This is a genomic window from Pseudomonas sp. SMSB3, assembly GCF_052041965.1.
In the GTDB taxonomy this organism is placed as follows: domain Bacteria; phylum Pseudomonadota; class Gammaproteobacteria; order Pseudomonadales; family Pseudomonadaceae; genus Aquipseudomonas.
The window spans coordinates 138619-161579 of sequence record NZ_JBKGGV010000003.1 but is presented as its reverse complement, the minus strand read 5'-3'; the positions used below and the strand labels follow the sequence as shown (position 1 = coordinate 161579).

The following is a 22961-nucleotide window of genomic DNA, read 5'->3' as shown; positions in this document are numbered from 1 at the left end:
GCTGAAAGCAGTTCGTGGCCTCAATGCGATCCGCGCTCGCTTGCAGCTTGCAGCTCGAAGCCGCCAACCGGCGGCGTCCTTACCACTGCCGGAGCCGGGCCATGGCTGAATTGCGTCAACAATGCTTGTGGGAACATGTCAGCCAACCGAGCGTCGCCAGCCAAGCCTTGGCCGGTGAGCACAGGGCCGATGTCTGCGTGATCGGCGGTGGTATCACCGGGCTTTCGGCAGCGATTCACCTGCTTGAACAGGGCAAGTCGGTGATCGTTCTCGAGGCCTGGAAGGTCGGCCATGGTGGCTCCGGGCGCAACGTCGGGTTGGTCAACGCCGGCACCTGGATTCGCCCCGACGATGTCGAAGCGACCCTTGGACAGGCGCAAGGCAGCCGCTTGAACCAGGTGCTTGGCCAGGCGCCCGCCGAGGTGTTCGCCATGATCGAACGCCTGGGCATCGACTGCCAGGCGCAGCACAAAGGCACCCTGCACATGGCGCACAACGCCAGCGGCATCGCCGATCTGCAGGCGCGCCACCAGCAGTGGCGCCGCCGCGGTGCCGATGTCGAGCTGCTCACCGGCGCCCAGTGCCAGGCGTACTGCGGGACCGACAAGATTTCTGCCGCGCTGCTCGACCGCCGTGCCGGCACCATCAACCCCATGGCCTACACCCAAGGCCTGGCTGCGGCGGTGACGCGCCTGGGCGGCAAGCTGTTCCAGCAATCGGCGGTCGAAGGCGTCGAGCGCGAGGGTGATGCCTGGCGGGTCAAGAGCGCACGCGGTTCGGTACGCGCCGACAAGGTGGTGATCTCCACTGGGGCCTATACCGAAGGTGATTGGAGCAACCTGCGGAAGCAGTTTTTCCGCGGTTATTACTACCAGGTCGCGTCCAAGCCGCTGCACGGTTCCGCCGCTGACAAGGTCCTGCCCCATGGCCAGGGCTCGTGGGACACCCGCACCGTACTGAGCAGCATCCGGTGCGACGATCAGGGGCGTCTGCTGCTCGGCAGCCTTGGCCGGGTCGACAACAAGCCGGCCTGGTTCATACGGCGCTGGGCCGACCGGATCCAGAGCCATTACTATCCGCAGCTGGGCACGGTCGAATGGGAAATGCACTGGACCGGCTGCATCGACTTTACCCCCGATCACCTGATGCGGCTGTTCGAGCCAGCGCCGGGGCTGGTGGCCGTGACCGGTTACAACGGTCGGGGCAACACCACCGGCACCGTGATAGGCCGGGCATTTGCCGAGTTTCTGCTCAAAGGCGAGGCGAGTAGCCTGCCGGTGCCATTCTCGCCGATGCTCGGTGTGCGGGCGCCGTCACTGCGTACCGCGTTCTACGAGTCGGGGTTCTCGCTGTACCACGCCGGCCAATGCTTGAGAGTGGTGCTGTAGCCAGCGGATCACCTGTGCAGCCAGCTGAGAAAGCCGCCTTTCTTGATTGAAAGCGGCTTTTGCAGCAGCAGCGACTCGCGGCTCTGGCGCCGGACATGCTGCAGCTTGGTCAATGCCGTCTGCACCTCACCGCGCTGCTTCAGGCAGCTCTGCACCTGGGCTTTTTCGATGCGGTACAGCACGCAGCTGGTCAGGGTGCGAAATTCCGCCAGCGACTGCTCTTCATCGATGATGCCCTCGATCCCCAGCACCTCGCCCGGGCCCATGCGCCCGGCTTCCAGCAACGTGTCGCCATCGCGCACCGAAGCCGACACCACACCGCTGCCGATCACCAGCAGATGTTCGGAGGTCGCGCCGACCTCGAGGATGACCTGGTCGGCCAAGTACTCCACGGTGGTCATGCGCTGGCTCAGGGCATCGCGCTCTTCGTCGCTCAGCGAGCGGAACACCCTGACCTCATCCAGCACTTCACGCTGGCGGCTGCGTGGCGCAGTGGCCAGGTCGACGTTCCACATCACGCCGCTGGCCTCAAGGTGGCGGTGCGCGAGGTCGAACAGCTGATTACGGGCATCGGTCTTGCCGGCCATGTCGGCGATGAAGCCGCTGGCTTCGTACTCCACCGATTCCAGTGTCGAGGTCTTGACCGACACCTTGGGCTTGGGAGTGGCAAGAATAGCGCTGGTGCCTTGCAGGGCCTTTTCCAGCGCATCGAATACGCGCTTGGGGCGGATCTTGGCCGGTACCACCACGCTGATCGCAACACCGTGCACATCCGGCGGGCGGCTGTGGTTGAGCAGGCGCGCCTTGGCCGCTACCGAGTTGGGAATCACCGCCAGGCTGCCACTGCCCGTCAACAGGCGGGTGGCGCGCCAGTCGATGTCCAGCACCTTGCCCTCGGTGCCGTCGATGGCGATCGAATCGCCGATCTGATAGGGCCGCGTGGTATTGAGCACGATGCCGCTGAACACGTCGGCCAGGGTGCTTTGCAACGCCAGACCGATGACGATGGCCATCACCCCGGAAGTCGCCAGCAGGCCCTTCACTGGCAGTTGCAACACGTAGCCTGCCGCAGCGACGACGGCCACCAGAAAGATCAGTGCCCCCAACACGTCTTGCAGCAAGCGTCCGCCATGGCTGCCACGGGCCACCAGCAGCAGGCCGAAGACCACCGTCACGGTGCGCGCACCGAACAGCCACCAGCCGATGGCCAACACCGTGGCCATCAGGTTGCGCGGCACATCGTCGGGCCAGGGTGGCGGCTGCAGCGGGCTCATACCGGCTGCCACCAAGACCATGCTGAAGAGCAGGAATATCACCAGTCGGGCACCGATACGCCAGGCGCGGCGCTGCATCGGTATCAGTTGCCAGAGTATGAGGTCGAGCAGGATCAGGGCGGTGCCGAGCAACAACGGGAACGACTGGATGAACGCCAGCATGATGGTCTCGGAAGAGCAGGGGAGGGCTTGCGTAGTAATAGTGCAGGTTGCTCGGCCAGGCAATGGGGCGAGCAAAAGCCGGGTGATGCCATCGTTCGCCAAATGGAACGCTAAAGCCAAAAATTGCTATCTACCGCACCAAAGGGTTAGCTTTTAATCTTCTCCCATCAACGCGAAACACCCAACTCACTGAATACCGAACCCCTTAGGAGCAACCGCCATGACCCCATTCAAATACAACCGCCTGAACAAAGACGACGCTGCTGTGCTGCTGGTCGACCACCAGGCTGGGCTGCTGTCCCTGGTCCGTGACATCGAGCCAGACGCCTTCAAGAACAACGTCCTGGCCCTGGCGGACCTGGCCAAGTTCTTCAACCTGCCGACCATCCTCACCACCAGTTTCGAGCAAGGTCCCAACGGCCCGCTGGTGCCGGAGCTCAAGGCGCTGTTCCCGGACGCCCCTTACATCGCTCGCCCTGGTCAGATCAACGCCTGGGACAACGAAGACTTCGTCAAGGCGGTCAAGGCGACCGGCAAGAAGCAACTGATCATCGCCGGTGTAGTGACTGAAGTGTGCGTGGCCTTCCCGGCGCTGGCAGCCCTGGAGGAAGCGTTCGAGGTCTTCGTGGTCACCGACGCCTCCGGTACGTTCAACGCCATGACCCGTGACGCCGCCCATGACCGCATGAGCCGTGCCGGCGCGCAGCTGATGACCTGGTTCGGCGTGGCGTGCGAGCTGCACCGCGACTGGCGCAACGACATCGAAGGCCTGGCCGCGCTGTGCTCCAACCACATCCCCGACTACCGCAACCTGATGACCAGCTACAACGCCTTCAACGCCAACAAGTAAGCCACGCAGCGGGCGCCGCCAGTCGGCGCCCGGCCAGCGCAGCACACCCATTCAATCCTCCGCCCGTCCGCCGTTGCACAGTGGATGCGGGCAAGCTCATCCCAAGGAACGCCGATGAACACCGCACTCCACGCCAAACCCGAAGTGGTCACCGTCTGCCTGCAGCACCAGGTGCTCGACCACACCCATGGCGCCAGCGCAGCGCAGCCACCTCGCTGGAAGCAGGCCCTGCTGACCTACCTGGTGATCTGCCCGATGACCATGATCGTTCCGCTGCTGCTGGCGCCGTTGTTCGCGCGCTTCCCGCAACTGGGCGGGGCCATCAGCGGCAATCTGATCGTCAACCTGTTCGTCATCCTGCCCGTGGTGTTCTACATCATGCCGTGGGTAACCCGCCGCTGCGCCAACTGGCTGCGCGGCTGAGCCAACGCCTTCATTTCGCCACTTTCAAGGAGCTACCGACATGACAACCCTCGTTACCCGCGACGGCACTTCGATCTACTACAAGGACTGGGGCACTGGCAAACCGGTGCTGTTCAGCCACGGCTGGCCGCTGGATGCCGACATGTGGGACTCGCAGATGGAGTTCCTGGCCAGCCGCGGCTACCGCGCCATCGCTTTCGACCGCCGTGGATTCGGCCGCTCGAGCCAGCCGTGGAGCGGCTACGACTACGATACGTTCGCTGACGACATCGCCGAGCTGATCGAGCACCTCGACCTGCGCGAAGTGACGCTGGTGGGCTTCTCGATGGGCGGCGGGGATGTCAGCCGCTACATCGCCCGGCATGGCAGTGAGCGGATCGCAGGCCTGGTATTGCTTGGTGCGGTCACGCCCGTGTTCGGCAAGCGCGACGATAACCCCGATGGTGTCGATTCGTCGGTGTTCGAGGGCATCTGCGCTGGCCTGCGGGCTGACCGTGCGCAGTTCATCGCCGACTTCGCCACGCCGTTCTATGGCCTGAACCATGGGCAGCAGGTGTCCCAGGGCGTGCAGACGCAGACGCTGAACATCGCCTTGCTGGCATCGATCAAGGCCACCCTGGATTGCGTCAGCGCGTTCTCGCAAACCGATTTCCGTCCGGACATGGCCAAGATCGACGTGCCGACCTTGGTGATTCACGGTGACGACGACCAGATCGTGCCCTTCGAGACCACCGGCAAACGGGCGGCGCAGCTGATCCGCAACGCCGAATTGAAAGTCTATGCCGGCGCCCCCCATGGCTTCGCCGTGACCCATGCGCAGCAGCTCAACGAGGACTTGCTCGCCTTCCTGCAGCGCTAACGGCGCGCCGCATGGCCCTGCCGGCCCAGCGCCTGGGCAGGGCCGATCTCGCCGTAGCCACCGCACATCCATGCAAGCCCTGAATGTGCCGCAGCCGGCATGCTGCACAGCTGTCCCAGCCGCCGCATCCAGACGGAGATCACCATGTCCCAGGACCGCAACGACAAGACCCGTCGCCAGTTCCTCGCCACCAGCACCGTACTGGGTGCCGCCGGCGCACTGTGGTCGGCATTGCCCTTTTCCGGGCAAGCCGGTTCTGCTTACGCATCCAACCAAGGAGGTTCCATGACCGCCGATCTGATCCTGTTCAACGGCAAACTGCACACCGTTGACCGCGAAAAGCCCACCGCCACCGCCGTTGCCATCAAGGACGGCCGCTTCATTGCCGTGGGCAGCGACGCTGAGGCCATGGCTCACAAAGGCAGCGCCACGCAGATCGTCGATCTCAAGCAGCGCACGGTGATCCCAGGCCTGAACGACTCGCACCTGCACCTGATCCGTGGCGGCTTGAACTACAACCTGGAGCTGCGCTGGGAAGGCGTACCGTCGGTGGCCGATGCCCTGCGCATGCTCAAGGACCAGGCGGCGCGCACGCCGACCCCGCAATGGGTACGGGTCGTCGGTGGCTGGAACGAATTCCAGTTCGCCGAGAAGCGCATGCCGACCTTGGAAGAAATCAACCAGGCGGCGCCCGATACCCCGGTGTTCCTCCTGCACCTGTATGACCGTGCACTGCTCAACCGCGCCGCCCTCAGGGCCGTTGGCTACAGCAAGGACACGCCCAACCCGCCGGGCGGCGAGATCCAGCGCGACAAGTTCGGCAACCCGACCGGCATGCTGATCGCCCGGCCCAACGCCATGATCTTGTATGCCACCCTGGCCAAGGGGCCGAAGCTGCCGCTCGAATACCAGGTCAACTCCACCCGCCAGTTCATGCGCGAGTTGAACCGCCTGGGCCTGACCAGCGCCATCGATGCCGGCGGCGGCTACCAGAACTTCCCCGACGACTACGCGGTGATCCAGGAATTGGCCGACAACGATCAGTTGACCGTGCGCATCGCCTACAACCTGTTCACCCAGAAACCCAAGGAAGAGCTGGACGATTTCCGCAAGTGGACCTCCAGCGTCAAGCTGCACAGCGGTACCGACTTCCTGCGCCACAACGGTGCTGGCGAAATGCTGGTGTTCTCCGCTGCCGACTTCGAGGATTTCCTCGAACCCCGTCCAGATCTGCCGCAGACCATGGAGCAAGAGCTGGAACCTGTGGTTCGCCATTTGGTCGAGCAACGCTGGCCGTTCCGCCTGCATGCCACCTACAACGAATCGATCACGCGCATGCTCGACGTGTTCGAGAAGGTCAACCGGGACATCCCGTTCAACGGCCTGCCGTGGTTCTTCGATCATGCCGAAACCATCACCGCGCAGAACATCGAGCGCGTGCGCGCGCTGGGCGGCGGCATCGCGATCCAGGACCGCATGGCATTCCAGGGTGAGTACTTCGTCGACCGCTACGGGGCCAAGGCGGCGGAGCAGACGCCACCGATCAAGCGCATGCTGGAAATGGGGGTGCCGGTGGGTGCTGGCACCGATGCCACGCGGGTGTCGAGCTATAACCCGTGGACCTCGTTGTACTGGCTGGTCAGTGGCAAGACCGTGGGCGGTATGGAGCTGTATCCGGAGGGTCTGAGCCGGGACACCGCGCTGCAGCTGTTCACCCAGGGCAGTGCCTGGTTCTCCAGTGAGCAAGGCAAGAAAGGTCAGATCAAGGTCGGTCAGTTGGCCGACCTGGCGGCGCTGTCGCTGGACTTCTTCAGCGTCGATGAAGAGGCGATCAAAGGCATCGAATCGGTGCTGACCATCGTCGACGGCAAAGTGGTCTACGCCGCTGCTGAATTCGATCGCCTTGGCCCGCCACAGGTGCCGGTGCTGCCGGAATGGTCGCCGGTGGCCAAGGTGCCTGGGCACTGGCGGGTAGGCACGCCCTCACTGGCGGCAACCGTGCACCAGTGTTCCGGCCCCTGCGGTGTGCATGCCCACAGCCACGACAAGGCGCGGCAATCGAGCGTTCCGGTCAATGATTTCCAAGGCTTCTGGGGTGCCTTGGGCTGCTCCTGCTTTGCCTTCTGAGCCAGGATGAGTACAGGGCCGCGTTGCGGCCCTTTTTGTCGCGCACTGCGCAGGCAACTGGCGACAGGGCGGCGATTACAGCGCCGTGGGCTCAGAAACGGCCAGTCAGCGGGTACTCGATAATCAGGTAGAGGCGATCGATGTCGTCGCCAGCCTGTGCACGGTTCGCGCGGTGGCTGACGTGCGATAACGCCACGCTCAAGTCTTTGGCAGCCCCTGCCTGCACCACGTACTTCAGGTCGATATCGCGTTCCCAGTGCTTGCCGCCTGCGCCGTACTGGCCTGCGTAGACGCCGCCTTGCGGCGCGTGGCTACCGTCGATGCCGCGACCGCTGACGTAGCGTCCCATCACGCTCAATCCGGGCACGCCCAAGGAGGTGAAATCAAGGTCATAGCGCAGCTGCCAGGAGCGCTCGCCGGGGCCGTTGAAGTCGGCGTACTTGATCGAGTTGGCCAGGTAGATGGAATCGCCCCCGACAAAATCGAACGGTGTGTCGCCGTCGATCTTCTGATAGGCCAGGCTCACCGCCTGCGCACCTGCGTGGTATTTGCCCAGCAGGCTGTAGGCCAGGGTATCGATCGCCCCCGCGCTGGCGTTGCCGGTATCGCGGGTCCTGTAGAGGTTGCCATCCAGGCGCCAGCGGCCCTCGGTCCAATTAAGGTTGAGATAGGTCTGGTGCCAGGTGTCCTGCAACTGCCCCACATACAGCGCCCCGCCATAGGCGCCGCCAGGCACGAACGTCGCACCCGCCAGGCTGATGGCGTGGCCATGGGTACTGGCGCCGTAACCCTGGAAATCATCATGGCGCGAGCTGTTGTCCTGATTGTTGAAGGCGTCGAAGCGCCCCGCCTGCAGGTGCCAATCGGGCACATCATCATTCTCGATCAGCCAACCGGTCGCATATTCAGGGTGCAAGCGTTTGTCGCCGGTATCGAACACTGGCGTTTCGACCATCATCTCGCCGTAGCGCAGGCGGGTGCTGCCCAGGCGCAGTTTCAACGCACCCCCGGCGCTCGCGTAGTCGGGGGCGGCGCGGCCGTCGCTGTCGCGTGGCAACAAGCCTGTGCCGGCATGGCCACGACCGCCGTCGAGCTTGACGCCCACAAAACCATGGGCATCCACACCCACACCCAGCACGCCGTCGGTAAACCCCGAGCGGACCTCGCCGATGAATCCCTGCGCCCACTCCTGGCGGTAGTTCTGGCCACTGGCGGAGGGTGAGCGAAAATCGCTGTGCAAAAAATAGTGGCGGCTGAGCAGCGACCAGCCGGGCTCCTCGGCGTGGCCGACGGCCGGGCAGAAGACAAGAGTGGCGAGCAGGGCACGGCCTGGGCCGGGGGTTGCGCGGATCATGACGGCTCCGGGAACGATGAACCGAAACTGTCGGCCAAGGGGCGACCGAAGGTCTTGTAAGGGTGTGCTGGTCGCAGCGCAACGATGCCCCTCGGTCGAGGGCATGCAGGCTTATGCCATGTCGCTGATGGCGAACTCTTCGGCCAGATGGTCGATCAAGGCGCGCACCGATGGCAGCAAACCGCGCCGCGACGGGAAGATCGCATGGACGATGCCGCAGCGCGGGTGCCAGTCCGGCAGCAGCTCCACCAGACGGCCTGCGGCCAGGTCTTCGCGCACCGCCACCCGCGGCAGGTGAGCGATGCCCACGCCTGCCACCACGAAGTGGCGCAAGGCGAACAGGTCATCGGTCACCATGCGTGGGGTATGCGGTATGACGATGCTGTGGCTGCTGTCTTCACCCTGGAACAGCTCCCAGTGATACTCGCGCTGGGCGCTGCCCCAATGCACGCTGGGCAAGGTGCTGAGCAGTTGCGGGTCGAAGCCTTCAGGCAGCCGTTGCAGGTACTGGGGCTGGCCCACCAGGCACTGGGTGCTGTTGCTCAGCACCTTCATCACCATGTCGGTGTTTTCCAGCGGCGGAAAGCGCACGCGCAGGGCGATATCGAAGCCCTCGTGCAGCAGGTCGACACGGCGGTTGGTGCTTTCGATGAACAGTTCGACCTGGGGATACTTGAGCATGTAGCGGGTCAGCATCGGCCCGACCCAGGAATTGAGCAGGGTGGTCGGGCAACTGATGCGCACCAGGCCGCGTGGCTCGCTGCGGTTGCGCTCGATGATCTCGGCCGCGCCCTCGGCTTCCACGCGCATGGCCAGGCAGCGGTTGTAGTAGGCCTGGCCGATCTCGGTAAGCGAACAATGCCGACTGGTGCGGTGCAGCAGGCGCACGCCCAGCCGCTCTTCCAGATCGGCGATGCGCCGGCTGAGCTTCGACTTGGGCATGTCCAACGCGCGCCCGGCAGGCGCAAAGCCACCGTGTTCCACGACCTGGGTGAAGTAGTAGAGGGAGTTGAGGTCTTCCACGGGCGATTCCTGGCTAACGAGGCTTGACGCAATGGGCGCAGTTTAACCGCAGTTGCGAAATCTCCTACAGAGTGTGCGGAAGGCGTAAAGACGCCAAAGCTTGAGCCCAAATAACCCGACTGATATTCGCCTGAAGGGTCAGTCCCTGTCCGAGGCGAACAACCGCTCCAGTTCGACCCGCGCTTCCTTGGCGGTCTGCATCACCTTGGCGCGGTCGTCGCGCACCAGCCCCTGGGCCACCAGCACTTCCTCGTCGTGCTGGGCGAAGCGTCGAATGCGGTCGGTCGCCTGGGCCTCGCTCAAGCCCAGGCCGATCAGGGCGCGGCGGCTCATCTCCAGGCTGGAATAGAACATCTCGCGGATCGGCTCGGCGCCGACATCCGCCAGCTTGTGCACATGCTGGCGATTGCGCGCGCGGGCCAGCACTTTCAGGTGCGGGTACAGGCGCTTGACCCGCTCAGCGGTGTGGATGGCGGCATCTGGGTCATCGATGGTGATGATGAAGTACTCCGCTTCACCGACCTTGGCCGCGTGCAGCACTTCCGGGCGCAAGGGGTCGCCGTAGAACACCGGCACCTGCTCGAACATGCGCGTCATCTCGATGGCGTCCACCGAGGTTTCCAGGGCGATGAACGGAATCTGCTGGGCCCGCAGGATGCGCGCGACGATCTGGCCCATGCGGCCCATGCCGACAATCACCGCCCTTGGCGTACCGGCGTCGATGGCCTTGTAGTGCTCAGGCACTTGCGCAGGGGCTGGCGGGCGCTTGAGCAGACGTGCGCCGCCCAGCATCAGCAACGGCGTGATGGCCATCGACAGGGTAATGGTCATCAACAGCAGGTCGTAGGTCTGGGCGTCGAACAAGCCTTGGTCCTTGCCCAGCTTGAACACCACGAAGGCAAACTCGCCGCCGGCTGCCAGCACCACGCCCAGGCGCAGGGCGCTGGCCTGATGCAGGCCACCGGCCAGGCGGCCGATGCCCATCAGCAACAGCAGTTTGACCGTCACCAGCAGCAGGGTCAGGCCCAGCAGCACCAGCGGCATGTCCAACAGCAGGCGCAGGTTGGCGCCCATGCCCACGCTCATGAAAAACAGCCCCAGCAGCAAGCCTTTGAAGGGCTCGATCTGCGATTCCAGTTCATGCCGGTATTCCGAGTCGGCCAGCAGCAGCCCAGCCAAAAAAGCCCCCAGGGCCATGGAGATGCCAGCCTCTTCCATGAGCCAGGCGGTGCCGATCACCACCAGCAAAGCGGTGGCGGTCGAGACCTCCGGCAGACCGGTACGGGCGACGATGCGAAACAGCGGCCGCAGCAAATAACGGCCGCCGACGATGACCACGGCAATGCTGGCGAACACCTGCACAGCGTGCTGCAGGCTGTCGCCATGGCGGGTGTCCGGGCCGCTGGCGGCCAGCAGCGGCACCAGGGCGATCAGCGGAATCGCGGCGATGTCCTGAAACAGCAGAATGGCGAATGCCAAGCGCCCGTGCGGGGCATTGAGCTGCTTGGTTTCGGCCAGACTCTGCAAGCCCAGCGCGGTAGACGACAGCGCCAGTCCCAGGCCCAGCACGATCGCCGCAGCCAGCGATTGGCCAAAGCCGAACCAGGCAATGGCGCCGATCAGCGCGCCGGTCACTGCCACCTGGGCCGTGCCGACGCCGAACACGGATTTGCGCATCAGCCACAACCGCTTGGGTGATAATTCCAGGCCGATGATGAACAGCAGCAGGACCACGCCCAGCTCGGAAATGTGGGCAACGCTTTCAGTGTCGCGAATCAGCCCCAGCGCTTGGGGGCCGATGGCCACGCCGGCCAGCAGATAGCCGATCACCGCGCCCAGTTGCAGGCGCTTGGCCAAGGGCACGGCGAGCACGGCGGCGAGCAGAAAGATCACTGCGGTTTGTAGAAGGCTGCCTTCGTGTGGCATTGGCTCGTACTCCATGAGCTGCCGCGGCAGCGTGTGAACAGATAGACGAGCCATTCTGCGCAATGTGTCGATGCCAGACAATCTACCTGCTCGGAGAAACATTGTCCCGAATCAGCTGACAGTTCAGCTTCAGACCCCGCCGAATTGCGCCCGGTATTGGGCCGGGGTCATGCCGATGCGCTCGCAAAATACCTTGCGCATGTGCCGATCACTGCCGAATCCGCAGCGTGCCGCGACTACCTTCAGCGCTAACTCACTGCCCTCGAGCAGCTTGCGCGCCTGGTCGATGCGCGCGTTCTGCAGGTACTGCAAAGGCGTGATGCCGACCTCGCGCTGAAAGGTGCGAGCGAAGTTGCGCCCGCTCATGGCCACCATGTCGGCCATTTTCTGCACGGTGTAGGCCTGGTCGATATGGTCGACGATATACGCCTGCACCCGCGCAATCGGTGAGTCGTCGCGCGGCACGGCGGCGAGCAGCGGCCCGTATGGCGTCTGCCCGCCCTGGCGATGGCGCGCCACCAGTAGCACTTTGGCCACTTCCAGGGCCAATGCCTTGCCGTGGTCCTCGGCAACGACGGCCAGGGCCAAGTCGATACCGGCGGTGATGCCGCCAGAGGTGATCAGGTTGCGGTCCATCACATAGATCTGCTCGGTTTCGACCTGCGCCTCGGGAAACATCCGCGCCAGGCGCTCGACGTAGTTCCAGTGGGTGGTGCAGCGATACCCGCCCAGCAGCCCGGCCCGCCCGAGCAGGAATACCCCGGTGCAAATCGCCCCGAAACGCCTGGCCTGGCGCGCAGCCTGGCCTAACCAGTGCTCCAGTTCAGGCAGGGTGATGTCGTAGGCACCGGGCCCGCCAGGCACCAGCAACAGGTCGGGGGCGCCCGGCAGCGCCGCCAGTGGCAGATCGGCGACCACCTGCAACCCGCACGAGCCACGGATCGCGCCGGGTTCGCAGGCGACGGTGAGCAGGCGATAGCGCTGGTCTTCAGGCAGGAAGCGATTGGCGATGGCGAAAGCATCCATCGGCCCGGTCACGTCCAGCAATAAGACATTGTCGAACAGCACCATGGCGACGGTGCGATGAGCGCGATTTTCCTGCATGCCGCTAAACCTTCTATACCTGTAGCGGAGCATCTTAGGCCAGCAGTGCCAATTAAGAAAAATTCAGTTTTGGCTTAGGACTTTGTAACAAGTAGGCAGCGAAACTTTCCCTAACGAACAGGAGAGTCGCCATGCACCACGGCCCGTCCCATGCGCTTGCGCCAACCCCCGGCGCCTTGACCCCGGCGCGCTTGCGCCAGGCCAAGGAACTGATGCTGCGCAGCTCGCTGTCGATCATCGAGATCGCCAGCGTCTGCAACCTTACCCGCAGTCACTTCTCCCGCGCCTTCAAGGTCGCCACCGGTCTCTCGCCGCAGGCCTGGCGGCTGCTGGCGCGCATGGAAAAGGCCAAGCGTCTGCTCGCAACCGAAGCGCCGATCACCCACGTAAGCCTGGAGTGCGGCTTCTGCGACCAGGCCCATTTCACCCGCGCCTTCAGCCGCCTGGTCGGCCAACCACCGAAGGCGTGGCGCCAGGCGCTGGGCCATTCTTAAAACGTCACTACCCGCCGGTATAACCCTGAGGAACAGGGCCGGCTGCTTCCCACCCCACCCAAGGAGTCATTGCAATGAGCCAAGCCGATTACAAGCGCCTTAATAAAGACGACGCCGTGGTGCTGCTGGTCGATCACCAGACCGGCCTGATTTCGTTGGTGCAGGACTTTTCCCCCAATGAGTTCAAGAACAACGTGCTGGCCTTGGGCGACCTGGCCAAGTTCTTCGGCCTGCCGACCATCCTGACCACCAGCTTCGAACAAGGTCCCAATGGCCCGCTGGTTCCAGAACTCAAGGAAATGTTCCCCGATGCGCCGTACATCGCACGCCCAGGGCAGATCAATGCCTGGGACAACGAAGACTTCGTCAAGGCAATCAAGGCGACCGGTCGCAAGCAACTGATCATCGCTGGCGTGGTTACCGATGTCTGCGTGGCCTTCCCGACACTGTCGGCGCTGGCTGAAGGGTTTGACGTGTTCGTGGTGACCGATGCTTCCGGCACCTTCAACCCGACCGTGCAACAGGCGGCGTGGGTACGCATGACCCAGGCGGGCGCGCAGATGATGAACTGGTTCTCGGTGGCGTGTGAGCTGCACCGCGACTGGCGCAACGATATCGAAGGGCTGGGTAACCTGCTGTCGCAGCGCATCCCCAACTACCGCAACCTGATGAACAGCTACGCGGCACTGACCGCACGCTGAGATGTACCGCTGCTGGCCTCGCCCCGGGGCCGGCAGCCGCTAAGCATCGGCACGGGGCAGACTGAAGCGGATCCGGCAACCGCCAAGCGGTGCCTGCAGCGCCTGCAACTGCCCGCCATGGGCGCGCACCACCGAGCTGCAGATCGCCAGGCCCATGCCCAGGCCGTGGTGCTTGGTGGTATGGAATGCTTCGAAGACCCGTTCGCGGTCGTGCGCGGCGATACCGGGGCCGTTATCGTCGACGCATATCTGCACCTGCTCGCCGTGTAGCCTGGAGCTGATCTGCAGCATGGCGTCAGGGCGGTAACCGGCCAACGCTTCCAGGCCATTGATGATCAGGTTGTACACCAGTTGCTGCACTTGCACCGGATCGGCCATGACCTTGAGGCCGGACAGCACCTGTGTTTGCACCTGCACCCTTGCGCGCGCCGCATCCGCCGAGGTCAGGCGCACCACTTCGACGATCAGCTCATCGAGCACCACCGCCTTGAGCTGCATCGGCGCCTGCTTGGCCAGGGCGCGCAGGGCACGGACGATGTTGGCGGCGCGCTCGCTGTCGTTGCGGATGTCTTCGAGGCCGGCGATCGCCTCCTCCAGATCAGGCCTCGGGCGTTTGAGCCAGCGCAGGCTGGCGGCGGCGTTGGAGGCGATGCCCAGCAGCGGCTGGCTGATTTCATGGGCGATCGATGCCGACAGCTCATTCATGACCTGCACATGCGCGCTGCGCGCCAGTTCAGCGCGTGATTGGCGCAGCTCCTCTTGAATCTGCGCGCGGGCTTGGTTGTCTTCGGCCAAGCGGGTATAGAACTTGGCGGTCTGCAGCGACACCGCGGCCTGGGCGGCGAGTATCTCCAGCATGGCCAGGCGCTGGCCGCCGAACAGGTTGGGCACCAGGCGGTTTTCCAGGTACACCAGGCCGATCAGTACGCCCTGGATCACCAGCGGCAGGCACAGCACCGAACGCGCCTGGCGTGCCTGCAGCTCCTGGCTGAAGGCGCCAGGGCAATCGTGCAGCGCATCGTTGAGCACCAAAGGCTTGCGGGTGCGCATGGTGGCGTTGATGACCGACAATGGCGCCTGGGTCATGAACTTCTGGCAGTTGTCCATGCTCACCTGCAGCCCGGCATCATCGATGTAGGCCAGGGCGGCCATCTGGAACTCGGCGCCACTGACGATCAGCAGCACACCGTGATCGGCGCCAGAATGCTCGGTAAGGTGGCCCATCAGCGTTTCGATCAGGCCTTCGAGCAAGACCTCCTCGGACAACGCCCGTGCCGCCTCGATACCGGCCTCAAGGTCGAGCTTGGCCTGCTGGTTGGAGCGATGGGTTTCCTGCACCGGCTGAGTGCGCAGGAACGGGTGCAGGGTTTCGAGCTGATGCACCTTGCCGGCAGCGCCCCAGAGATGAAAGCAGTCACGGGCGATGCGCAGGTGCAGGTTGGCGCCAGAGATCAAGCCGCTGGGAATACAGACCTCGGCCAGCTGTTCATGGGCCAGCGCCTGTTCGTGAATGAAGCCGGCGGCGGTCGCGGCAATCTGCGCCTGGTCGAAACAACGGATGGCCGCCAGGCCGTCACCGTCGAGCTTGGCGATCACGCCCTCGATGAGCAGCAGCTTGTTGCGAAAGGTGGTCGGATTGAACGCAGCCCAGCGTCTGAAGCGCTCGCGCAAACTGTACAGCTCGGCGTGTTTGGCCTCGAGGCTGCCGGGCGCCTCGGGAGTGCCCAGCGCCAGGCCGCGCAACAGATGGTAGTCGGCCAGATTGATGTGTCCGGGCACCGCCCAGGTATGCGCGCCCGCGCTGTCCAACTGCCGCAGGGCGTGGCGGGCGTCGCCCAGGTGGAACGCTGCCATGGCGCTGAACAGATGCTTGAAGAACAGCGTGGCGGGCGTAGTGGCCGCTGTCGGCAGGGCAGCCGCGCGGGCAACACCGCTGAGGTCGGCGACCAGGCATTGCTGAGCCTGCAGGATCTCGGCGATTTCCGGGTAACCATAACCAGCGACAGTGGCCAGGCCCTGTTGCACCTGCTCGGCGACGGCGGGCAACGGCTGCCCCATGAACAGCGAATCCGCGACCAGGTGCACCCAGGCATAACTGGTCATGGCCAGGTCGCCACTCACTCGCACTGATTCCAGCGCCTCGCGTGCAGTCCGATGTGCCAGGTCGATGGACGACGTCCAGGCGCTGACCTGTTCCAGGGCGAGCAGTGCGCTGGTGAGGTCGGTTTCCAGGCCGTGGCGCTCGATCAGTTTGAGCGCAGCCAGGCAATAGGCGTGGCCATCGTGGTAGCCGGCGAAGCGCTCTGCGACCATCACCCCATACCAGGCCATGCCATAGGTGCTGCCTGGCGCAACACCGTGCAGCAGCGACAGCTCCATCAGTTTGGCCAGGTGCAGAAAACAGATATCGTCCTTGACGAAAAACGACGACGACAACGTTGCCAGCAAGCCGATCGCGACCGCCACCTGTTCTGAGTCGGTGCGCGGCAATGACTCCAGGCAGTGCCGGCCTTTTTCGTCGATCAGGGCCTGTATACGTGCATGACTGGCCTCGACTTGCTGCGGGGCGAGGCCGCGCGGCAAGTGAATGCCCAGCAACGTCAGGCCGTCGAGAGCAACGCTGATGGCCTCCTGGTATTCGCCGCGCAGGCTATGCAAACGCGCCTGCAAGCGGCAGACCTGAGCCTGTTCCAGCGCTGAACAGGCCCGCAGGCGACAGCGCATCAAGGCATGCTCGGCGGCGAGCTTGCAGGGCATCTGCAGCGTGCATTCGGCGGCAATGCAGGCCATGGCAAAGCCATGGGTGGCGTGGCTTTGCGGGTTTTTCGTGTGGGCCAGGAACTGCTCGCAGGCGTGCAGGTAAGCTGCGGCCTGCTCATAGGCACCGCTGTCGCGTGAGCGTAGCGCCGCCTCGCGCAACAGGTACAGGCATGCTTCGTTGTCGGCCGCGGCAAACGCGCATGGGCTGGCGCGTTGCAGCTGATTGGCCAGCTCGAAGAGTGCGTCCTGCAGGCCGCTGCGCCAGACCTGCAGCATGGCCTGGGCGATACGCGCGTGCAGAGACGCGCGCGCCTCGGCGGGGGTGAGCGCATAGGCGGCGTGCTGCACGCGTTCATGGGCGAACCCCAGGCCGCTCGGTCCTCGCAGCAGAAAGCCTGCGTCGATCAGCGTCCTCAGCGGCTCGCCGACCGGTACCGCGAGTAAGCGCTGCAGCAGCCGCTCATCGCAGCGGCTGCCTGCGGCGCTGGCGATTCGCAGGACGTCGCGCTGCGCAGCTGGCAAGCGCGTCATGCGCCCGATGGTCAAGTCGGCGACATTATCGGCGTAGCGGTGCCGCGCCACCGCCTCCAGGGACCACGACCAGTGCATTGACTGGGCATCGAAGCTGAACAGCCCGTCCTCGACCATGGCCTTGAGTATCTGGTGAATGAAAAACGGATTGCCTGCGGTCTTGGCATGCACCTGCTCAGCGACCTGCCTGGCCTGCTCCGGGCTGACATGGTAGCGCTCGGCGATCAGCTCGGTGACGGCACCCACGCTCAGCGGGCGCAGCTTCAGCGCGGTGGCCTTCAGCGCTGCTGGCAAGGCAAGCGCGGCGCCGGCCGCAGGCGCGTCGTCGCGCTGGATCAGGATCAGCAGCAGATTATCGGGTGTGTCGGCCAACAGCTGCCCCAGCACTTGCCGGCTCGCATCATCCGCCCAGTGGACGTCGTCGAAACACAGTACCAGCGGCTGGCCTGGCCGACTCAGCATCCGCAGCAACTCGACGATGGCGCGCTGCTCCTTGAGCAAGGCCAGGCGCGAGGGCTGTTCCGCTAGATCAGGCAGCGGACCGAGCACCAGTTGCAGGTCGGCTGCCAGCTTGCCCAGCAACCGTCCGTGGCCTTGACTGCGCTGCAGGAACTGCGCGCGCAGCTCGTCCAGCTCATCGCTGTTCTTGGCCAGCAACTGGGTGGTCAACGCACCGAGGATGTCTACCCAAGGCGCGTAGGGCACTGCTTGTTCTGGGCTCGAACATTTGCCGATTGCCCAGTAGCCGGCGCCGCTGGCTTTCAGGGCCTCGCTTACCAGGCTCGATTTGCCCATGCCAGCGGCACCGCTGACCAGCAGCGCTTGAGGCCTGCACGGGCGGCGCATGCCGTTGAGCAACAGGGCGATGGCCTGCAGTTCGGCGCTGCGGCCGTAGAGCCGCTCATGCTCGAGCGACACCGGGTCGGCTGCGCCTGGCTCAAATTGGGCGATGTGCTTGCCTGCTGCCCATTGCCGACGGCAGTGGGCCAGGTCCACGGCCAGGGCGCGGGCGCTCTGGTAGCGGGCATCCGGCTCCTTGGCCAGGGTCTTGGCCAGGATCCGACTCAGCGGCTGCGGCACGCGGCTGTCGATGTCGCAGGCCTGGCGGGGTTGAACCCCGGCATGCAACTGCCGCCAGTGCTGCGGGTCGCGCCCGGCCAGCGGCAGCTCGCCGAGCAACAGCTGGTAAAGGATTGCGCCCAGGGCGTAGATATCGCTGCGTTGATCGTTGCTGTTGCCATGCGGGCAGACTTGCTCAGGGGCCAGATAAGCCCAATTGCCCAGCAGGTTGCCCAGGCCGCTGTGCAGCGCGGGGGGCTCGGCACGGAAGAAGCCCAGGCGCACCCGGTTGCCGGGCAGCAGGCGTACGTGCTGTGGCTGCAATGCCCCGTGCAACACCCCGCAGGCATGGGCCTGCGCCAGGGCATTGGCTGCGTTGAGCGCAATCTCGAAGAACGGCGTCAGCTCGGCGGGTCCGTGATCGAGCAGGTCGGCGATCGAGCGACCGCCCGGGTACACCAGCAAGGGTCCTTCGGCGGAGCGGACGAAGGCCGAAGGCAGCACCGCCCACTGTGGGTCCAGCTGCAGCCGGTAGTCACGCTCCAGGCGTTGGCAGGCAGCGGGTAGCTCGAGCGGCGCGCGTACCGCGATCCAGCTGTGCCCGGTGTCGCGGTCGAGCAGGCGAAAGTAGGCAAGCTCGCCTTCCTGGGCCAGTTGGGTGATGGCGCAACGATTCAACCAGGCGTCGTCGATCGACTGGTCGAAGTCGACCGGGCGCTGGGCGGGGCGCTCATCGAGCATCACGCACCTCCTGCTAGCGACATTCGAAATCCGAGTATACGCAGCAAGCCCAGCAACGATGCGGCCTGTAGCCTGCTTGGCAGGAACGGGCACACTGTTGTCCGTTATCCGCCCAGGGCCCACGAGCGGTGCTTGTATAGTTTCAGTTAGCCCCTATCCCTCGGGATAATTGTCTGTTCGCGTTCGCTGCCTTAGCCTGCCAAGGCTGCGCAAACGCCTGTGCACGCGCGAGGAAATCATGATCCGATTAGGCAATGCCCAGGTATCCCTGGAACGGCGCGAGGCCTTTCTCGACGGCAAGCCGATCGCTTTGGGCGGGCGGGCGTTCGAAGTGTTGGCGACCTTGATCCGGGCCAAGGGGCGGGTGGTCGACAAGGACGAGCTGTTCAGCCAGGTCTGGGCCGGCACCGTGGTCGAGGACAACAACCTGCAAGTGCAGGTCTCGTTGCTGCGCAAGGCCTTCGGCAACCGTGCGCTGATCCAGACCGTGCCGCGCCGGGGTTATCGCCTGGCGACCGAGATCAGCCTGGAAGGGCCGACGGCTAGCCTGGATCATCTGCCCGAGCCATCGCTGATCAACGCCATGGCCACGCTCGACAACACCGCCCAGGTGCCGGTGCTGGTGGTCGATGACGATGTTTCGGTGCGCAACGCACTGGGCCGTCTGCTGCGCTCGCAGGCCATCCCCCATCGCTTGTTTGCCCGAGCCGAAGAGCTGTTCGAGGCCCGCCTCGATACGCCGTATGCCTGCCTGCTGCTGGACATGCACTTGCCTGGCACCAGCGGGCTGGAGGTGCAAGCGGCGCTGCGCCGTTTGCAACTGCCCTGGCCGGTGGTGTTCATGACCGGCTTCGGCACCATTCCCATGACCGTGCAGGCGATGCGCGCTGGCGCCATGGAGTTTCTGACCAAGCCGTTCGATGAAGACCAGTTGCTGGCACTGCTGGACGCAGTGCGCACGCGGGCTGTCGAGGAGGGTCGCAAATGGCAGAACGCGCGCCAGGTCGAGGACAAGTACCAACGCCTGACCCAGCGTGAGCGTCAGGTTTTTTCGCTGGTGGTCGGTGGCCTTTCGCACAAGCAGATCGCCCGTGAGATCGGCACCAGCGAGGTGACCACCAAAGTGCACAAGAAGAACATCATGAACAAGATGCAGTCCCGCTCGTTGCTCGAACTGGTGGCCATGCACAGCATCGTCGAGGCTCGGTCTGGCCCATGAGCAGCGCGGTATGTATCGTCGATGACGATGCTTCTGTACGTAAAAGCCTGGCCAACCTGTTGCGCTCTGCCGGTTTTGACAGCATGGCGTTCGCGGCCGGCACTGCCTTCTTGAAATCGGCGGCAGCCCGAGAGGCCGGCTGCGTGCTGCTCGATTGGAAGATGCCCGGCATGAGCGGTCTGGACGTTCAGCGTGAGCTGGCATTGCTGAACTGGCACCTGCCGGTGATCTGCATGTCCGCGCATTGGGACGAAGCGGCAACCCGCGCGGCGCTGGGCAACGGGGCGCTGGCGTGTCTGGGCAAGCCCTTTACCGAAGAGGCGTTGCTCAAGCTGGTGGAACAGGCACTGGCCAGCGGCTAGCGTTCAGCCGCTGCCGGGTCGGTACTGCAAGGCCTCGGCCAGGTGGCTTTTACCGATGAGCTCGGTTCTTTCCAGATCTGCCAGGGTGCGCGCCACTTTCAACAGCCGATGTGCGGCGCGTAATGATAGCGTCAGGCGCTCGCAGGCGCTTTCCAGCCAGCGCTGGTCCGCCGCCGCCAGGGCGCAATGACGACGCAAGCCTTCCAGGTCGAGAAACGCGTTGGCACACCCTTGGCGGCGTTGTTGCAGGTCGCGCGCCTGGGCCACTTCAGCGGCGACCTCGGCGCTGGACTGGCCGCTGGGCTGATGGTCGAGCGTGGTGGCTTCGCGGGCGACGGTCAGGTGCAGGTCGATGCGATCGAGCAAAGGACCTGACAGTTTATTGCGATAGCGGGCGATCTGCTCGGTGCTGCAACGACAGCGTCCGGTTGGGTCGCCCAGGTAACCGCAGGGGCATGGGTTCATCGCCGCCACCAGCTGAAACCGCGCCGGAAAACGCACCTTGTCGCGCGCCCGAGCAATCACGATCTCGCCCGACTCCAGCGGCTCGCGCAGCACCTCGAGCACGCGGCGTTCGAATTCAGGCAACTCATCGAGAAACAGCACGCCATGGTGCGCCAAGGTGATCTCGCCCGGCTGGGGTCGGCTGCCGCCGCCTACCAGCGCAGGCCCTGAAGCCGAATGATGGGGATGACGAAATGGCCGCTGCGGCCAGCTGCTCAGCGGGGTGTGGCCACTGACCGATTGGATCGCGGCCACTTCCAGTGCTTCGTGCTCATCCAGTGGCGGCAACAAGCCGGGCAGGCGGCTGGCCAGGAGAGTCTTGCCAGTGCCCGGGGGCCCGGTAAACAGCAGGTTATGCGCGCCGGCAGCCGCCAGTAGCAAGGCGCGCTTGGCGGCGACCTGACCTTGCACTTCGCCGAGGTCAGGGTAGGGCTGCTGCTGCAGTACCAGGCCATTGGCAGCGAACGGGGGCAATGGCACCTGACCGTTCAGGTGCGCGACCAGCTCCAGCAGATGCCCCACGGCATACACCACCAACCCGCCGGCCAGGCTGGCCTCTTCGGCGTTTTCCCGCGGTACCACCAGTGCCCGGCCGGCCTCGCGGGCCGCCAGTGCGGCTGGCAGTACGCCCTGTACCGGGCGCAACTTGCCCGACAACGCCAGCTCGCCGAGGCATTCCAGTTCAGCCAGGGCGGCGACGGGCACCTGAGCGTCAGCGGCGAGGATCCCCAAGGCGATGGCCAGGTCGTAGCGCCCGCCATCCTTGGGCAGGTCGGCCGGTGCCAGGTTCTGGGTGATGCGCCGCTGCGGGTAATTCAACCCGGAATTGACGATGGCGCTGCGCACCCGGTCTTTGCTTTCCTTGACCGTGGTTTCCGGCAGGCCGACCAGGGTGAGATGGGGCAAGCCGTTGGCCAGGTGCGTTTCGACGCTGACTGCCGGGGCCTGCACGCCAACCTGCGCGCGGCTGTGAACGAGGGCGAGTGACATGGACGCTCCGTTGTCGCTGGGGAGAAACCGCTTCCTGCGGTGCGACGAAGCTTAGTGCGACGGATGCCGGGGCGCCTGGCAAGTGTGCGACAGGGCTTTTCAGTCGTGGCTGGCCGGTGCCATTCGCGCCTCCAGGTCAGCCACTTGTTTCTCAAGGGCCTCCAGGCGGGCACGGGTGCGGGCCAGGACCACCATCTGGCTGTCGAATTCTTCACGGCTGACCAAGTCAAGTTTGCTGAACGCGCCTTGCATCAATACCTTGAACTGGCTTTCCAGTTCGGCGCGAGGTTGCGCGGTGTCGCCGCTGAACAGGCGCGAGGCCTGGTCGCTCAGGGCATCGAGAAAGGCTTTGGGCGCGAGCATCGGCGGTCGTCCATAAGTTGTGAAATGGGCGTGCAGTCTAGCATGGCGCGGCAGCGGATCCGCTGCGCTGCGCAGCTGCACACTTATTGCGCAACGCCCGGCCCGGCGCTGCACCTAAGTTGTGCATCTTTTCCATGCTGGCGACTGGCCAAACACCGTCGAATGGCCTAACCCGCTGTTTTCGCTTCGGTTAACCGACCTGGCAAGGTTTCTGCAAAGACCAGATCGAGCCATGCACTGATGCGGTTCCCTGTGACCAGGCAGTGCGCACGCGCAGCCGGACACCGACGACGCGTTACAAAGCCAACCGCTGCGCTTAGACTTGAGACGGGTTTGTTTTCCTGGGGCAAGTCCACCAAATCGGGAGAGAGTTTCATGAAGCTAGTCACAGCCATCATCAAGCCGTTCAAGTTGGACGACGTGCGCGAGTCGCTGTCGGAAATCGGCGTGCAGGGCATTACCGTCACCGAGGTAAAAGGCTTCGGCCGGCAGAAGGGCCATACCGAGCTGTATCGCGGCGCCGAGTACGTGGTCGACTTCCTGCCCAAGGTGAAGATCGACGTCGCCATCGACGACAAGGACCTCGACCGTGTGATCGAAGCCATCACCAAGGCAGCCAACACCGGCAAGATCGGTGACGGCAAGATCTTCGTGGTGAATCTGGAGCAGGCGATCCGCATCCGTACCGGCGAGACCGATACCGACGCGATCTAAGCGCCGCAACAACGCCTCACCAAACCCAACGCC

General features: G+C 64.5%; 18 protein-coding genes. 10 read left to right on the top strand and 8 right to left on the bottom strand.

Annotated features, from left to right (window positions below):
• Positions 1 to 101: 101 nt before the first annotated feature.
• Positions 102 to 1388, top strand: coding sequence for an L-pipecolate oxidase (gene amaA / locus ACLEJW_RS06675; protein ID WP_440777267.1), 1287 nt, complete (start codon positions 102 to 104; stop codon positions 1386 to 1388).
• Positions 1389 to 1396: 8 nt separating this feature from the next.
• Here the strand turns inward: amaA and ACLEJW_RS06670 are convergent, their stop codons facing one another.
• On the bottom strand, positions 1397 to 2824 hold the full coding sequence (locus tag ACLEJW_RS06670; RefSeq protein ID WP_145184251.1) for a mechanosensitive ion channel family protein: 1428 nt from the start codon (positions 2822 to 2824) through the stop codon (positions 1397 to 1399).
• 220 nt (positions 2825 to 3044) lie between these two features.
• Here ACLEJW_RS06670 and ycaC (ACLEJW_RS06665) point away from each other — a divergent pair, with 220 nt between their 5' ends.
• The 4 genes from ycaC (ACLEJW_RS06665) to ACLEJW_RS06650 all read left to right on the top strand — a co-directional run bounded on the left by ycaC (ACLEJW_RS06665) (position 3045) and on the right by ACLEJW_RS06650 (position 7083).
• Complete coding sequence (gene ycaC, locus ACLEJW_RS06665) at positions 3045 to 3674, top strand: isochorismate family cysteine hydrolase YcaC (RefSeq protein ID WP_145184248.1); 630 nt, start codon at positions 3045 to 3047, stop codon at positions 3672 to 3674.
• Between the two features lie 114 nt (positions 3675 to 3788).
• Positions 3789 to 4097 (top strand): hypothetical protein, encoded by a 309-nt coding sequence (locus ACLEJW_RS06660; RefSeq protein WP_313301207.1) that lies wholly within the window; start codon positions 3789 to 3791, stop codon positions 4095 to 4097.
• Between the two features lie 40 nt (positions 4098 to 4137).
• A complete protein-coding gene (locus ACLEJW_RS06655) occupies positions 4138 to 4956 on the top strand; it encodes an alpha/beta fold hydrolase (protein ID WP_313301204.1) in 819 nt (272 codons plus the stop codon).
• Between the two features lie 144 nt (positions 4957 to 5100).
• A complete protein-coding gene (locus tag ACLEJW_RS06650) occupies positions 5101 to 7083 on the top strand; it encodes an amidohydrolase (RefSeq protein ID WP_145184240.1) in 1983 nt (660 codons plus the stop codon).
• Positions 7084 to 7174: 91 nt separating this feature from the next.
• Here the strand turns inward: ACLEJW_RS06650 and ACLEJW_RS06645 are convergent, their stop codons facing one another.
• The 4 genes from ACLEJW_RS06645 to ACLEJW_RS06630 form a co-directional block, all read right to left on the bottom strand.
• On the bottom strand, positions 7175 to 8437 hold the full coding sequence (locus tag ACLEJW_RS06645; RefSeq protein ID WP_440777266.1) for an OprD family porin: 1263 nt from the start codon (positions 8435 to 8437) through the stop codon (positions 7175 to 7177).
• A 111-nt stretch (positions 8438 to 8548) separates the two neighbouring features.
• The gene (locus tag ACLEJW_RS06640; RefSeq protein ID WP_313301195.1) at positions 8549 to 9460 is read right to left on the bottom strand and encodes a LysR substrate-binding domain-containing protein; all 912 of its coding nucleotides are present in this window, start codon (positions 9458 to 9460) and stop codon (positions 8549 to 8551) included.
• Between the two features lie 138 nt (positions 9461 to 9598).
• A complete protein-coding gene (locus ACLEJW_RS06635; RefSeq protein WP_440777265.1) occupies positions 9599 to 11386 on the bottom strand; it encodes a monovalent cation:proton antiporter-2 (CPA2) family protein in 1788 nt (595 codons plus the stop codon).
• A gap of 129 nt (positions 11387 to 11515) precedes the next feature.
• Positions 11516 to 12490 (bottom strand): GlxA family transcriptional regulator, encoded by a 975-nt coding sequence (locus ACLEJW_RS06630; RefSeq protein WP_440777264.1) that lies wholly within the window; start codon positions 12488 to 12490, stop codon positions 11516 to 11518.
• 131 nt (positions 12491 to 12621) lie between these two features.
• On the opposite strand from ACLEJW_RS06630, the gene ACLEJW_RS06625 reads away from it, so the two are divergent.
• Both ACLEJW_RS06625 and ycaC (ACLEJW_RS06620) read left to right on the top strand, forming a co-directional pair.
• A complete protein-coding gene (locus ACLEJW_RS06625) occupies positions 12622 to 12984 on the top strand; it encodes a helix-turn-helix domain-containing protein (protein WP_145184224.1) in 363 nt (120 codons plus the stop codon).
• Positions 12985 to 13058: 74 nt separating this feature from the next.
• Positions 13059 to 13685: an isochorismate family cysteine hydrolase YcaC gene (gene ycaC, locus ACLEJW_RS06620; protein ID WP_145184221.1), complete on the top strand. Its 627-nt coding sequence runs from the start codon at positions 13059 to 13061 to the stop codon at positions 13683 to 13685.
• 39 nt (positions 13686 to 13724) lie between these two features.
• Here ycaC (ACLEJW_RS06620) and ACLEJW_RS06615 read toward each other — a convergent pair whose 3' ends face one another.
• Complete coding sequence (locus ACLEJW_RS06615) at positions 13725 to 18776, bottom strand: trifunctional serine/threonine-protein kinase/ATP-binding protein/sensor histidine kinase (protein ID WP_440777263.1); 5052 nt, start codon at positions 18774 to 18776, stop codon at positions 13725 to 13727.
• Between the two features lie 238 nt (positions 18777 to 19014).
• Here ACLEJW_RS06615 and ACLEJW_RS06610 point away from each other — a divergent pair, with 238 nt between their 5' ends.
• Both ACLEJW_RS06610 and ACLEJW_RS06605 read left to right on the top strand, forming a co-directional pair.
• Positions 19015 to 19995, top strand: coding sequence for a response regulator (locus ACLEJW_RS06610; RefSeq protein WP_313646226.1), 981 nt, complete (start codon positions 19015 to 19017; stop codon positions 19993 to 19995).
• Positions 19992 to 20357 (top strand): response regulator transcription factor, encoded by a 366-nt coding sequence (locus ACLEJW_RS06605; RefSeq protein WP_145184213.1) that lies wholly within the window; start codon positions 19992 to 19994, stop codon positions 20355 to 20357. Before ACLEJW_RS06610 ends, ACLEJW_RS06605 begins: the two co-directional genes overlap by 4 nt.
• A gap of 3 nt (positions 20358 to 20360) precedes the next feature.
• Here the strand turns inward: ACLEJW_RS06605 and ACLEJW_RS06600 are convergent, their stop codons facing one another.
• Entirely contained in the window at positions 20361 to 21851 is a 1491-nt protein-coding gene (locus ACLEJW_RS06600; RefSeq protein WP_145184210.1) for a YifB family Mg chelatase-like AAA ATPase, read from the bottom strand.
• A gap of 99 nt (positions 21852 to 21950) precedes the next feature.
• The gene (locus ACLEJW_RS06595) at positions 21951 to 22214 is read right to left on the bottom strand and encodes an accessory factor UbiK family protein (RefSeq protein WP_313301176.1); all 264 of its coding nucleotides are present in this window, start codon (positions 22212 to 22214) and stop codon (positions 21951 to 21953) included.
• 375 nt (positions 22215 to 22589) lie between these two features.
• On the opposite strand from ACLEJW_RS06595, the gene glnK reads away from it, so the two are divergent.
• A complete protein-coding gene (glnK, locus tag ACLEJW_RS06590) occupies positions 22590 to 22928 on the top strand; it encodes a P-II family nitrogen regulator (protein WP_002555808.1) in 339 nt (112 codons plus the stop codon).
• Positions 22929 to 22961: the final 33 nt, after the last annotated feature.